This is a genomic window from Pseudonocardia aurantiaca (assembly GCF_039526725.1).
Lineage (GTDB): Bacteria > Actinomycetota > Actinomycetes > Mycobacteriales > Pseudonocardiaceae > Pseudonocardia > Pseudonocardia aurantiaca.
The window spans coordinates 383,082-396,081 of sequence record NZ_BAAAJG010000027.1 but is presented as its reverse complement, the minus strand read 5'-3'; the positions used below and the strand labels follow the sequence as shown (position 1 = coordinate 396,081).

Below are 13,000 nucleotides of genomic sequence, written 5' to 3'. Positions count from 1 at the left end.
ATCAGCCCTTGCCCGCCGGCACCCCGGGATCCGGAACGGGTGGGTTCGGATTCCCGGCCGGTAGATACGGAAATTTCGGTGACGCCGGAATGGTCGCGTGGTCGACGCCGTCTCGGATCGGCACACCGTCCCAGCCCCGTATGATGACGGAGTAGAGGACGTCGATGACATCCTCGTTGAGCCAGCGCCCGCCGCACGTGGCGGGGGATTTTCCGGAGAGCGCGGCGCGCTCGAGATCGAGGTAGCCGCGCTCAGTGAACGGCTTCGTCGTGTCAAGGACCAGATGGTCGTTGACAAACATCTCCGTCAACGGGTGGTGGCGCCCCGGGGCGAAAGGCCACGTAATCGCGTCGTCAAGTTCATCGAACATGGTGAGGTTCGCGTCCAAGCGCGCCCGGTAGGCCGCCGCGGCGGCGGGGTTGACCGCGAACGCGTCTTCGAGGTTGTAGAGATCGCGGAGGTCGACGGTCTTGTTGACCGTGTCGTTTCCGTTGACGGAGAGTAGGACGTTCTTGACCTCTGGTCGGCCGAGCCGCTCGAACCGGGCGTTCGGCACGCCTCGGCTCACGGTCTCGGCCGCGACGACCCACACGGCTGGACGGTCCGTCCCGAGTACGTGACCCGCATCGAACTCGATCACGATGCTGAGCACGTTCTGGCCTGCCACCGCATCGACACCCGGATCGGTGAAGGCGATGCGCCGGGTGGCGCGGGTTTCGACCTCGTGCCGCACGTCCATGAAGAACGGGTCTCTCCGAAGCCCGGCGAACACGCTGACCTGGTCCGACTCGACCGCGCCGCCGTCGCCGGTGCGGAAGGAGGTGACTTTGTCGCCGTGCCGGAGCGAACCGGCCTGGGTACCGGTCGCCGGGTCGAGGTCACCGAACGTGACATCCAGGGTGACCTGATCGGCTCGCTTGGCTCGGATGACCCCATCCGCACCGGTCTCGGCGGGAGCGAGGCGGACGCGGTAGCCGACCGCGTCGGAGAAGGCCGCGCCGGGCCTCGCGAGCGGAAAGACGTTGACCACCACGGCCAAACGCCCCGGCGAGTCGGGCACAGGAAAGAAGTACAGGTCGGTAAGGTCGATTACCGGGTCCTGCAGGGCACGCGGGCTGGATAGATGGTCAGACACGATGGGCGCCTTCCGATCGTGGGACGTGTGGTTGGCGCTCCGTTGCCGGCAGCGTGGTAAGCCAGGTGAGCGCTGCGATACCAGGCAGGTAGAAGTACTCGCCGCCACGGACGGTGACGAACCTCGGAAGCGCGGACAGGCGCCGCCGCAAGGGTTTCGCTGGAATCGTGAAAGTGCCGCTGCCGTCGTTGTCGCCGATCAGCGGGTCCTTCTCATTGCCCAGACCGGCGAAGTCACCGTCGTTCATCCAGACCTGCTGCACGAACTCGAACTGCCGCGCGAGGCCGGCTCCCATGAAGATGAAGACGATGCCGCGATCAGCGCCATCATCCTCCAGAACCCCATCCGCCAACATGGGGCCGTACACCGCGGCGCGGCGCATGACCCGGTGGAGATTGGTCGAAACGATGGAGTCCTTGAGGCTGTCGCGCGGATTTCCCCGGCGAATGTGGCAGCCGCGGGGCGTCCGGCGCCCGCCCCGATCATCGTCGTAGTAGCTGAAGTCGTTGTTACGTTGTGGGTCGGCCCCGAGCTCTGGATCGTCGTGGTCCGGCGACAGCGCAAGCGGTGCCCCGCTTCGCCACCGGCCGACCATCTTCGCGGCGAGCAGCTCCTCGTCCTGAGGTGAGCGGGCATTGTCGCGCAGAAAGCGACGAAGAGCTGCGACGTCCTCATGCAGCTGCCGGAATGCGAGGTAGGTGCCGTTTCGGGCGAGGACGTCGGGGGTCAGGCTCGCCGGCAGCTTCCCCAGCTCGTCCTCGTAGCCGAGGATGAACTCACCCGGCATGACCTCGTCCTGGCCGGGACGTGGCTGGTTGGTGCTGCCGATGACATGCGGATTGCCGATGCCGTCGCGGAATCCGAAGTGCTCCCGTCCGGTCGGCAGGACCCCGACGTCCAGCTGGTAGATCATCGTGACGCCATCGAGCTGCTGTGCGACACCCACGGGCTCGTCCAGCGCCTCGACGGAGTGCGCAGAGATGATGACGCCGATGTGCACGTCCCGGCTGCCGAGCGGTGCGGTCCAGTGTTGCGGATCGCTGGTTCCGACGTCGCCGAGCACGACGTTGCGGGCAGCCATCCCCTCGCGAAACTCGTCGGCGAAGGAGGCCAGCGAGTCCGGCGGCACGCCGAGGGCCTCGAAACCGCTGTAGGTGAATGCGATGTTCAAGGTGAACGGCCGGGGCGACTCCCAATCAGCCGCGGTGGTGACCTTCGGCAGGACTGTGCGCAGCGACCGTTTGACCGCTTCCGCGTCGTCGATCCGGAACATCATGTAGACGCCGTAGTAGACATCGGGTCGATAACGCAGCAGCGTCCCCTGGATGTCGTCGAAGTCCAGCTCCGGGACGGTGCGGACGTGGTGAGCGCTCACCCTTCTGCTGCGTCGAGCAGTTGGTCGAAGGCGTGCGACACGCGCTCGGCCTTGGTGATGTCACGAGGCGTGAGGTCCGGATTCGGTGAGCCGTACCACAAGGCGGCCTCCACCTGATACTTCTCGATGTACGGGACCGCCTCGTCCGATTTCAGGCCGGGGAAGCCCGCCGCGACACCGGAAAAGATGTGGTCGATCCATGGTGTCGCGAAGCGGATCACGTCCAGCAGGTAGGGCTTGAACTCGTCACTGTAGGTCGCGGCGAACAAGAGCTGCGTGTCATCGTTGATCAAGCCGATGCGCAGGTCGTGCACCGTTCCCAGGCGACCCTCCCAGTAGCCGGCTTCGACTTGCGCCTTCTGCACGCGCTCGCGGAAGATCGCCGGCCCGTCGGGCTGGATGACGGGCGCGATCAGCGTGAACTCGGCCCTGTTGCCCACCCGCAAACCCAGTCCGTCGGTCTGCCGGCGGCACTCCTGCGTCCACTCACCGACTTCCTCGGCCGTTACCTCGGCAGAGATCGGCTTGTATGTACTCGGGTCGAACATCAGCCCTCTTCCTCATACTGGCCCACGCAAAGCGTCCCCGCTTGGTACAGGCGCTTCTCGCCGTCGACCGTAATCAGCTCGCCGCGTTCAGCTCGGCGCTCAGCTCTGTCGCTCATCGCGGCCTAGTTCGGCACGCTATGAGTGCCCGAGGCGGGCCGCCACGTGCCGCGGACACGGAATTCCGCACGGCTTGGTGTTGACAGCACAAGAGGAAACGGCGCCACCGCCCCACAGGCGTCGGGCGGCTCACGTCGAGGTGGGCGTTGCCGGTGCGGCGAAGTCCATCCAACGCCACCCGCGATCATCTGGCGTCGGCTCGGTCAGCGGCCGACTCGGGCCCGGGACCACGCCGCCGGCTCACGCACCTGGCCTCACGTCACGGTGACGACGACCTTCGGCGAACGCGCCCCGGCAGAAACCGAACACCTCATCGCTCTGCCGCAGCCCGCCCACGTTCGCGCCGACCGCCTCCACCCGGCCCGCCACGTCGACCCCGGCCACCCGGGCCTTCGGCCTGGTCAACCCCACGCCGCCCATGAGCCGCGCGATGCGAGGGTCACCCCGCAGGATGTGCCAGTCATACGGGTTGAGCGCGGCGGCACGCACCTGCAGCAGCACCTCGTCGGGCCCGACCTCGGGCAGGTCGGTGTCGACCAGCTCCAGGACGTCCGGCGGGCCGAATCGCTCCTGCACGATCGCCTTCATCAGGCCTCCATGACGCACGTGAGGGGTGCGCATTGACCTGCCACTTGCGTTCTGTGTCGGCCCTATTACAGGCCGAGGCGGACGGGTCGCTGAAAGGTGCTGCTGCGGATCGCGGTCAGACGGCACGTCTGCCGTCCACCGACGAGGGAGACGGTCGGGTGGGTTCACCCCGCGCGGGCGGCGTCCCGGCCCTCGGGACCGCGAACAATCCGCCCCGGGCTGCAGGTCGGCCCTTCCGCACCAAGTCCTGGAGGTGTCCATGGTGCGCATCGTGATCGGGTCCCGACGAAGGACCATCGGCGGGGCCGTCGTGCGCGCGGCCGGGGCGTCCCTGCTCGGCGTCGCGGTCGTCGGGGGGTGCTCGGCGCCGAGCACGCCGCCTTCGACCCCGCCGCCCCCTGCGGCGGCGCCCGCGGTCGCCGCGCCCGGCACGTATTCCCCCGAGCTATGTTCCGCTGCGGCGCAGTTCCAAACAGCGGCCAACGCGGTCTCGCAGCTCGACGCGACCAAGATCGGCACCGGGGGCGTCAAGGACGCGCTGCAGACTCTCGCGGACGCCGGGCGGGCCCTGGTGACCACGGCCGAGGCGCAGTTCAGGCCCCAGGTGGCCGAGCTCAAGCAGTCCGTCGCCTCGCTGCAGAACACGATCGCCGGGATCGGCGACCAGGACAACCTGTCGGCCAAGCTCGGCACCCTCACCACGTCCGTGGCCCAGGTCGAGGCAGCGGCCAAGCCCATCGTCGACAGCGTCCGGACGGGCTGCCCCGGCATTCCGCCGGTCCAGACGCCCCCGACGTCCTAGGAGAGCTGGCCGCTGTCAACTCTCATGCCTTGTCGGCACGGTTGGGTTCGGCCGGACGTGCAGGGCCGGGGCCGGACGGTGGGCTGGTGCCTGCTGCCCGCAGCCTCGGGCTGCCGGATGCGGTCAGCGGAATAATGACCTGAACCGTGGTGCCGGCGCCGGGCGGGCTGTGCATCCAGAGCCGGCCGCCGAGCGCTTCAACCCGGTCGGTGAGCCCGACCAGGCCCGAGCCGGCGGTGAGGTCCGCGCCGCCGCGGCCGTCGTCGCGGACGGCGACCCGCAGCACGCCCTCACCGGCCGTCACGGTGACGTCGACGCCGGAGGCATCGGCGTGCTTGGCGGTGTTGGTCAGCGCCTCGGCAACGACGTAGTACGCAGCCAGCTCGACCGGCTCGGGCAGCCGACCATCGACGCCGACGTCGAGGCCGACCGGGACGGCCGAGCGGCGGGCCAGCGTCTTCAGCACCGGGCGCAGCCCGCCCTCGGCGAGCACGGCGGGGTGCAGGCCACTCGCGATCTCGCGCAGCTCGTCGATCGCACCCGTCAGCTCGGCAACGACCTCGTCCAGCTGCGAGCTGAGTTCCCCGGCCTCGAGAGGCGTCGCCTGCATCGCGCGCAGGCGCAGGGCGAGGGACACCAGCCGTTGCTGGGCGCTGTCGTGCAGATCGCGTTCCATCCGTCGGCGGGCAGCGTCGCCCGCGGCTACGATCCGGGCCCGTGAGGCGGCCAGCGCGGCCTGAGCGTCGGCGTTGGCGATCGCGGTCGCGGTCAGCTCGGTGAACCCGGTCAACCTGGACTCGGTGCCGGCCGGCAGCGGTCCGGAGCGGGATCCCACGATGATGACGCCCCACAGCCGTTCCTCGACCCAGATCGGCACGCCCACCGACGCCCGGAACTGCCAGTCCCGAGCGACGTCGGCGAATGCGCCCGAGGCGGCGCGGTAGTCGTCGATCCGCGCCGAACGGCCCGTGTCGAACACCCCCGTGTGGATGTTCTGCCCCTCCAGTTTCACTCGCAGGTCGATGGCCAGCGGGCGCCCCGGGTCCGTGCTGGCCCAGTGGCCGACGACAGTCGCCAGGCCGTCTGGGTCATACCGGCTCAAGATCGTATGGTCGACCGTCAGCAGCCGGCCGACCGCCTCCACGACCGTGGCGAACACCTCCCCCGGCGGCGCCCCCCGGGCCACCAGGGTCGCCACCCGGCGCTGCGCCGCCTGCTCCTCGGCGAACCCGCGCAGCTCGAGCCGGGCCTGGGCGTTGGCGATCGCGGTCGCGACCAGCTCCGTGAACCCGGCCAGCCGCGCCTCGGCGTCCGCGGGCAGCGGCTCCTCCCGCGAGGACGCCACGCTGATGACGCCCCATAGCCTGCCCGCGACGCTGATCGGCACGCCGAGCGCCGAGCGGAGGCCGAGCTTGCGGACGGCCTCGACGCCCGCGCCCGAGGCCGCGTCGTAGTCGTCGATACGCGCCGCCCGGCGGGTCCGGAACACCAGCGTGTGCACATTCCGCCCGCCGAGGGCCAGTGAGGTATCGACCGGGTCGGGCAAGGCGGCCCCGGTTCTTACCCACTGGGCGAGGGAAGTGGCCCCGCCGTCCGGGTCGTACCGGGCCATCGCCGTGTAGTCGGCGTCCAGCACGCCACCGGCCTCGGCGGTAACCGCGGCGAACACCTCCTCCGGTCGCGTTCCACGGGCGACGAGCGTCGCCACCCGCCGTAGCGCCGCCTGCTCGTCGGCGAAGCGCCGCAGTTCCACCCGGGCCTGCGCGTTGGCTACCGCAGTTGCGATGAGTTCGGTGAAGCCGGCCAGCCGCGCCTCGGCGCCCGCCGGCAACAACTCATCGCGGGTCAACGCCACGTCCATGACGCCCCACAGCCGGCCCTCAACGCTGACCGGCACGCCCACCGACGAGCACGGTCCCCAGTCGCGGATGGCGATCTCACCGATCGCACCCGAGACGTCGGCGTAGTCGATCCGCGCCGACCGGCCCGTCCGGCACACCAGCGTGGTCACGTTCTGCCCGCCAAGCGGCAACCGGCTGCCAACCGGGGTCGCCCCGGTCGCACCCGTGCTGGTCCACATGCCGACGACCGTGATCATGTCCTGCGGGTCGTACCGGTTCAGGACCGCGACCTCGACCTCCAGCAGCCGGCCGACCTCCGTGGCGACCGCGGCGAACACCTCCTCCGGCCTGGCTCCGTCGGCGACCAGCGTGGCCACGCGCCGCAGCGCTGCCTGCTCGCCAGCCAGGCGTTCGAGCTCGATCTCGGCCCGCCGGCGCTCAGTCACGTCGCGCGCCACCCCATACATGACGCTCTCTTCGACGACCGGCGTCGTCGTCCATTCGAGCACCCGGTACGAGCCGTCCTTGCGGACGTAGCGGTTCTCGAACGAGATCGCCGTCTTGCCCTGACCGATCGCGGCCGACTCCGCCGCTGTCCGCTCGCGGTCGTCCGGGTGCACGAAGTCGAGAAACGGTCGCTCGAGCAACTCGTCCTGCGTGTAGCCGAGGATCTGCTCCGCGGCCGGGTTCACCCGCGTGAAGTGCCTCTCGAAGTTGGCCACCGTGATCAGGTCGGGCGAGAGATTGAAGATGCGGTCGAGCTCGTTCTGCGCCCTCGCTCGCCGCGCCGCGTTGATCCCGAGCACCGGCGCGAGGCCGGCGAGAACGAGGCCGCAGGCGAGGATGATCCACGGCAAGGCCGTCGCGGCGCCGTGGACCGGGCCCCTCGGCAGGATGACGTCGAATTGCTGTCCTGCCTCGGTGAACGACGTGCGGACGGTCTGCTCACCGGCGGGAGGTCCGCCGGTGACAGTGCCACCGACCGCCAGCTGCAACCCCGGCGTGTCCGCCGCCGCGCTCAGCGTCAGGTCCGGCACGAAGACCACTACGTACCCCGGGCGCAGGGACTCCCCGACAAGGTTCGGCGCCGGTGCGACCAGGAAGAGGCCGTTCGTCCCGGTGTCCGGGCCGGCCACAGGCGTCGCGGTCACGCCATCGAGGTCGGTCGCGCGATCGAGTGCCGCGGCCATACCGGGTTCGCCGCCCAGATCGATCCCGGGCAGGGCCAGGGGAGGGAAGCCGGACACCAGCGTCGCCGCCAGATAGGAGGAGCGCGATCCGCCGGGCACGACGCTGTGTCCGTCGTCGGGTGTCACGATCGGCTGGCCGATTCGCCGCTCGTACGCCGCACGCTGTGAGTCGGGAAGCGGCTCGGCCCATGCAGCGGCGGGGAAGTCCGCCGGGCTGAGCCACCTGAACGCATTCCTCGCGAACTGGTCGCTTGTGACGCCTACACCGCTGGCGTCCAGCATGAACCGGCGGAGGCTTTCGGTGAGCGACGCCGCCTGCGCGATCCGGCCATGGATCTGTGCCGCGGCGACCTCGGCGCGGCGCTCGGAGTCGCGCTGCACGTCTCGCTCGGCGAGCGTGCGCGCGACGATGAAGCCCGCAACGGCCACCGCCAGAATCAGCGCCACTAGTGCAATCTGTCGCGGGCGCACGGGTCACCGACCCACCCGGGAAGCGATCGCCTGGCAGTTTGCGAGCGCCGCATCGACCGACGACCTGCCGGCGATCACGGCCGCGAACTGCTCGGTGCACTGGTTGCCGACGTCCTGGAACTGGGGGATGCCTACGTAGAAGACGCCGGGGTTGCCGGGCCGCTTGGTCGTCCCGGGGTTGTCGACCGGCGCAGTTTCGATGGCGTCGAGCGTCGGCTGGGCGAATGCGCGGGCGGCGTTCTGGTAGTCAGGAATATCGTATGTGGACCGGCGCGTACCCGGCGGGATGGCCGCCCACCCGCCAGGAACCCGCGTCCCCGCCTCGCTGATGTACTGCGGTCCGCTCGCCCACGCGACGTAGCTCCACGCCAAGTCCATGTTCCTCGACGATGTCGGAATCGCCAGCGCCCACGACCAGAGCCATCCCGACGCCTTCGTCAGTTCGACCGGGGCGGCGGCGTAGCCGTTCTTGCCCTTCACGTCGCTGTCGGCGGCCTCGAGCAGGCCGGCGGCCACCGTCGCGTCGTACCACATGGCGACCTTGCCGCTCAGGTACTGCGCGAGGCACTGGTTGTAGGCCGCGGTGGCCGCGCGGGGCTCGCCCGCCTCCCTGACGAGGTCGACGTAGAACTCGAGCGCTTCCCGGAACTGAGGCTGGTCGACCATCGCCTTGTCCACCGAGCCGTCCGGCGTGGCCGACCACCACGTGCCACCGAACGTGTTCAGCACGGTGCCGAACGTAGCGCCGAGCTCGCCCCAGCCCGGCTTGCCGCGCAGGCATATACCGGCCATGGCGGGCGTGTTGATCCTCCGGGCGATCTGCGCGACCTGGGTCCACGTGGGATGAGCCGGCATCTCGATGCCGGCGTCGACCAAGATGTCCCTGCGGTACATCAAGAACGACGACTCCCCGTAGAACGGCGACGCGTAAAGCTTGCCGTTGAACGACAGTGCCTTCCGCACCGACGGGATGACGTCGTCGAGGTAATAGGCCTTGTCGGAGGAGGCCATGGGCGTGAGGTCGGTGATGTAGCCGTCCTTGCCGAACTGCGGCGCCTCGTACGGGCCGATCATCACGACGTCGTACTGGTGGCCCCCATCCCGCGCGCCGCTCGTGATGACCTCACGCAAGGTGCCCTCGTCGAGGATCGTGTAGTTCACGTTGATGTGGCTCTGCGCTGTGAAGAGCGACGGCGTGAGACGCGCAAGATCCTGCACTTGAGGGTTGGCGACTATCGCGACGTTGATCGAGCCGCCGGAGTTCGACTGCGCACCCTTGTCGCCACCGCCCGCGCAGCCGGCCAGGAGCGATTCGACGATCGCGAACACAACTGTGATCAAACCAAGGCGCACCGTGCCTTTCATGGCTCTCCTCCCGGGTGCTCGCGAGCGGAGCATCGCCCACACGAGCGCCACGCCCAACCTGGCACGGGCGCAGACGCTGTGCGAGCAAAGCTGCCATTGTTTTGTCAGGAGCGAGCATGCGCGCGACGATGAAGCCCGCAACCGCCACCGCCAGAATCAGCGCCACCAGTGCAATCTGTCGCGGGCGCACGGGTCACCGACCCACCCGGGAAGCGATCGCCTGGCAGTTTGCGAGCGCCGCATCGACCGACGACCTGCCGGCGATCACGGCCGCGAACTGCTCGGTGCACTGGTTGCCGACGTCCGGAAACTCGGGGATGCCGACACCGCTGACTGCCGGCACGCCCGGCCGCTTCGTGGTGCCCGGGTTGTCGACCGGCGCCGACTCGATCGCGGCCAGCGTCGAGGAGGCGAACGCGCGGGCGGCCTTCTGGTACTCGGGGATCTCGTAGGTCGAGCGGCGCGTGCCCGGAGGGATGGCAGCCCACCCGCCGGCAATCCGCGTCCCCACCTCTCTGACGTAGTGTGGTCCGGCCGCCCATGCGATGTAGCTCCACGCCAAGTCCGTGTTCATCGACGATGTCGGAATGGCCAGCGCCCACGACCAGAGCCATCCCGACGCCTTCGTCCGTTCGACCGGGGCGGCGGCGTAGCCGTTCTTCCCCTTCACATCACTGTTGTCGGCTTCGAGCAGGCCGGCGGCGACGGTCGCGTCGTACCACATCGCCACCTTGCCGCTCAGGTACTGCTCGAGGCACTGGCTGTAGGCCGCGGTGGCGGCGCGGGGCTCGCCCGCCTCCCTGACGAGGTCGACGTAGAACTGGAGCGCCTCCCGGAACTCCGGCTGGTCGACCATCGCCTTGTCCACCGAGCCGTCCGGCTTGGCAGACCACCACGTTCCACCGAACGTGTTCAGCACGGTGCCGAACGTAGCGCCGAGCTCGCCCCAGCCCGGCTTGCCGCGCAGGCAGATGCCGGCCCTCTCGGGCGTGTCGATCCTCCGCGCGATGTCGGCCACCTGCGTCCAGGTGGGATGTGCCGGCATCTCGATGCCGGTGTCCGCGAGGACATCCTTGCGATACATCAGAAACGACGACTCCCCGTAGAACGGCGCTGCGTACAGCTTGCCCTGATACGACAGGGCGTTCCGTACCGACGGGATGATGTCGTCCAGGGCGTAGGCCGGGTCCGAGGAGGCCATGGGTGTGAGGTCCCTGATGTGACCGTCTCTGCCGAACTGCGGGGCCTCGTACGGGCCGATCATCACGGCGTCGAACCGGGGGCCCCCGGCCGGCCCACGGCTCGTGATGACCTCACGCAAGGTGCCCTCGTCGAGGATCGTGTAGTTCACGTTGATGTGGCTCTGCGCCGTGAAGAGCGACGGCGTGAGACGCGCAAGATCCTTTGTGTGCGGGTTGGCGACGATCGCGACGTTGATCGAGCCGCGGGAGTTCGACTGCGCACCCTTGTCGCCACCCGCGCAGCCGGCCAGGAGCGATCCGGCGATCGCGAACAGAATTGTGATCAAACCAAGGCGCACCGAGCCTTTCATGGCTCTCCTCCCGGGTGCTCGCGAGCGGAGCATCGCCCACACGAGCGCCACGCCCAACCTGGCACGGGCGCAGATGCTGTGCGAGCAAAGCTGCCATTTTTTGTCAGGAGGAGGAAAACTGGGGTCGCGCGCGGCCGGCTCGCTACAGCCTCGTGTCGCCGAGCTTCACGGTTGGGTATCCCCATGGGACGATGTGCTCCGATGTAGGGCCGTGATGGGGATGGAGAAGACGCGGGAGCTCGAGGTGTTCCTCGCGGTCGCCGAGGAACTGCATTTCGGCCGGGCCGCGGCGCGACTGCACCTGACGACGTCGCGGGTGAGCCAGTCGATTCGCGCCCTCGAGCGCCGCATCGGCGCGCCACTGTTCGAGCGGACCAGTCGCACAGTGCAGCTCACCGCGCTGGGCCAGACCCTGTTCGAGGAGGTGCGCCCGGCCTCCCAACAGCTGGAAGATGCGGTGCGCAGAGCCCAGCGCGCGGCCGGCCGGGAGGCGCAGGGCAGTCTGCAGGTCCTCTTCGCCAACTCCTTGCGCGAAGAGGTGGTCGCGGCCCTGGTGCGCGGCTGGGCCGAGAAGCACACGCACGTCACGCTCGTGAGCTACGCCTATCCGTCGCTGCATCACCGCGAATGGTGCGACCAGCCGCGCGACGATGTGTTCGTCAGCTGGTTCCCAGCCCAGCCCGACGCCTTGGGTCTGCCGCGGGTGCAGGTCGGCCCGGTGATCCTGCGTGAGCCGCGATCGGTGCTGGTCGCGACCGAGCACGCGCTAGCCGGTCACAACGTGGTCGACATCGAGGAGCTCGCCGACCACGACCTGCTCTACCCACCCCCGGTGACCCGGCGGTTCGCCGACGCCTGGACCCCGCCGGCCACTCCGTCTGGGCGACCGATCCACCGGGTGCGGCGGATGACCGACGGCTTTCTGGAGGAGGCTCTCACGATTGTGGCCCACGAGAAGATCGCCCACATCACCCCCACGCGGGTTCCCGCGGCCTTGCTGCGGTCCGACATAGTGCTGGTGCCGCTCACCGGCCTGCCGCCGTTCTGGCTGGCACCGATGTGGTCGGTCTTTGCGCGGAACGTGTGGATCTGGGAGTTCGCCGAGCTGGCCGTGCACACCGCCGCCCGCGCCGGGTGGCGGTCCAGCGATCACGGGTGAGGCTTCCATTGCCCACGGGCTTCGTCAACGAAAGCGCGGATGCAATCGAGTGGTGCGGTGGCGTCGTGAAGCTCAGCTACACAATGCTGTAGCGAGCGGTCCTTGATGCGTCTACCCCGAGCAACCCAGGGTGGTCGTACCTGATGTCCGGTGCGCAACCGACAGACCCTCGGAGTACACGACGTATGGCCACGACCGTAGGCCCCTACAGCAACCGCCAGTGCAGCAGGTCCACCGGGGACCGATGCTACGGGGGCGGACCACCGTTGACCGCACTCAGCGAACCTACGGCGCCTTCGTGTTGCTCGGGATGCCACTGGACGCCGACCGAGTAGTCACGCCGCAAACACTGACCGACGACATCCCCGCGCCCCAGCGCGTGCCGGCTCGGCCGGACCAGACCGGCCCGCTCATCTACCGACTACGGAGCGAGGCACCGCAGCCGACCGGGTAACTGGTGGCACTCGAACTGCAGACCTTGAACGCGGTTCCGGTACCACGTCGATGGGGCCGGCGGGGCGGGCGCGTGCCCGCCCGGCCGGCCCCGACCCGACCTCGATCGATGGACGAACGATGTCGGCAACCCAACACGAGAGGAACCAATGAACCGAGACGACCTCGCCGCACGCACGACCACGGAGCTCGTGAACGACGAGCCGGTCCACCCACAGTGGATCGATCGTCTCGTGGAACTGCAGGTTCTGGCCGAACACGGCGACACGGGGGCGGCTGCGGCGGCGGCGATCTGGATCGCTCAGGATCCGCAGGCCCGCCGGGTATGGGAGGGCGTAGAGCGAACCTGCGATCAGGTTCGAGGTGGGTCCGACCGGAGGGAATAGCGTGTCTACACCAGCGGG

10 protein-coding genes are annotated in these 13,000 nt (G+C 69.1%); 3 read left to right on the top strand and 7 right to left on the bottom strand.

The window, feature by feature from the left end; all coding sequences use genetic code 11:
• Position 1: 1 nt before the first annotated feature.
• The 4 genes from ABD143_RS34835 to ABD143_RS34820 form a co-directional block, all read right to left on the bottom strand.
• On the bottom strand, positions 2–1,135 hold the full coding sequence (locus ABD143_RS34835; protein ID WP_343987208.1) for a DUF4331 family protein: 1,134 nt from the start codon (positions 1,133–1,135) through the stop codon (positions 2–4).
• Positions 1,128–2,510: a Dyp-type peroxidase gene (locus ABD143_RS34830; RefSeq protein ID WP_343986893.1), complete on the bottom strand. Its 1,383-nt coding sequence runs from the start codon at positions 2,508–2,510 to the stop codon at positions 1,128–1,130. The genes ABD143_RS34835 and ABD143_RS34830 overlap by 8 nt, the downstream gene beginning before the upstream one ends.
• Positions 2,507–3,058: a hypothetical protein gene (locus ABD143_RS34825; RefSeq protein WP_343986890.1), complete on the bottom strand. Its 552-nt coding sequence runs from the start codon at positions 3,056–3,058 to the stop codon at positions 2,507–2,509. The genes ABD143_RS34830 and ABD143_RS34825 overlap by 4 nt, the downstream gene beginning before the upstream one ends.
• A 357-nt stretch (positions 3,059–3,415) precedes the next feature.
• A complete protein-coding gene (locus ABD143_RS34820; RefSeq protein WP_343986886.1) occupies positions 3,416–3,763 on the bottom strand; it encodes an alcohol dehydrogenase catalytic domain-containing protein in 348 nt (115 codons plus the stop codon).
• 259 nt (positions 3,764–4,022) lie between these two features.
• On the opposite strand from ABD143_RS34820, the gene ABD143_RS34815 reads away from it, so the two are divergent.
• A complete protein-coding gene (locus ABD143_RS34815) occupies positions 4,023–4,565 on the top strand; it encodes a hypothetical protein (protein ID WP_343986883.1) in 543 nt (180 codons plus the stop codon).
• A 22-nt stretch (positions 4,566–4,587) separates the two neighbouring features.
• Here ABD143_RS34815 and ABD143_RS34810 read toward each other — a convergent pair whose 3' ends face one another.
• The 3 genes from ABD143_RS34810 to ABD143_RS34800 all read right to left on the bottom strand — a co-directional run bounded on the left by ABD143_RS34810 (position 4,588) and on the right by ABD143_RS34800 (position 10,960).
• The gene (locus ABD143_RS34810) at positions 4,588–8,043 is read right to left on the bottom strand and encodes a GAF domain-containing protein (RefSeq protein ID WP_343986880.1); all 3,456 of its coding nucleotides are present in this window, start codon (positions 8,041–8,043) and stop codon (positions 4,588–4,590) included.
• 27 nt (positions 8,044–8,070) lie between these two features.
• Positions 8,071–9,432, bottom strand: a complete 1,362-nt coding sequence (locus ABD143_RS34805) for an ABC transporter substrate-binding protein (protein WP_343986877.1) — start codon at positions 9,430–9,432, stop codon at positions 8,071–8,073.
• 193 nt (positions 9,433–9,625) lie between these two features.
• Positions 9,626–10,960 (bottom strand): ABC transporter substrate-binding protein, encoded by a 1,335-nt coding sequence (locus ABD143_RS34800; protein ID WP_343986874.1) that lies wholly within the window; start codon positions 10,958–10,960, stop codon positions 9,626–9,628.
• Here ABD143_RS34800 and ABD143_RS34795 point away from each other — a divergent pair.
• Together ABD143_RS34795 and ABD143_RS34790 are read left to right on the top strand one after the other, a co-directional pair.
• On the top strand, positions 10,848–12,143 hold the full coding sequence (locus ABD143_RS34795; protein WP_343986871.1) for a LysR family transcriptional regulator: 1,296 nt from the start codon (positions 10,848–10,850) through the stop codon (positions 12,141–12,143). The genes ABD143_RS34800 and ABD143_RS34795 overlap by 113 nt on opposite strands.
• 644 nt (positions 12,144–12,787) lie before the next feature.
• The gene (locus ABD143_RS34790; RefSeq protein WP_343986868.1) at positions 12,788–12,982 is read left to right on the top strand and encodes a hypothetical protein; all 195 of its coding nucleotides are present in this window, start codon (positions 12,788–12,790) and stop codon (positions 12,980–12,982) included.
• Positions 12,983–13,000: the final 18 nt, after the last annotated feature.

What these genes read in the sequence shown, in the direction of transcription:
- ABD143_RS34825 (WP_343986890.1), bottom strand. Translation starts at nt 3,058, where the DNA reads ATGTTCGACCCGAGTACATACAAGCCGATCTCTGCCGAGGTAACGGCC.
- ABD143_RS34820 (WP_343986886.1), bottom strand. Translation starts at nt 3,763, where the DNA reads ATGAAGGCGATCGTGCAGGAGCGATTCGGCCCGCCGGACGTCCTGGAG.
- ABD143_RS34815 (WP_343986883.1), top strand. Translation starts at nt 4,023, where the DNA reads ATGGTGCGCATCGTGATCGGGTCCCGACGAAGGACCATCGGCGGGGCC.
- ABD143_RS34805 (WP_343986877.1), bottom strand. Translation starts at nt 9,432, where the DNA reads ATGAAAGGCACGGTGCGCCTTGGTTTGATCACAGTTGTGTTCGCGATC.